1 rRNA gene is annotated in these 437 nt (G+C 48.5%); it reads left to right on the top strand.

Going from position 1 to position 437, the window contains the following annotated elements:
• Window positions 1–282: 282 nt before the first annotated feature.
• Window positions 283–437 (top strand): 23S ribosomal RNA (locus tag AC1DLI_RS34400); the annotation flags it as partial.

Here is a 437-nt window from a genome sequence, read left to right as displayed (position 1 = left end):
CCGCAGGGTCTTGGGAGAGTAGGACGTCGCCAAGCAGGTGTTATGTTTTACACCTACGCAGCAGCCGTAAGGCTCAGCTGTGATTTACTTTGCACCTTGAAAACTGGATAACGAAAGAAAAGAATTGCTGAAACATCCTTTAAGCKACAATGATTTAATTGTTAGTGAAGGTTGTTCGAGATTGYTGCGACATCTTTTCGTTTTGTTTCAACCACTTGATGTCTTAGGAGATCAGGGAAACAAAATGAAAACGGCGCACAAGCCGAATCAACCGGAACGATAGGTTAAGCTAGTAAGAGCGCACGGAGGATGCCTAGGCACCAGGAGCCGAAGAAGGACGTGGCGAACAACGATACCGCCCCGGGGAGCCGTAAGCAGGCATTGATCCGAGGATTTCCGAATGGGGAAACCCAGCTGTCGTAATGGACAGTGACAGT

The sequence above is a fragment of the Paenibacillus sp. 01T443 genome (genome assembly GCF_056398325.1).
The sequence above is the reverse complement of the archived record's forward strand: the minus strand, read 5'-3'. Positions and strand labels throughout refer to the sequence as shown.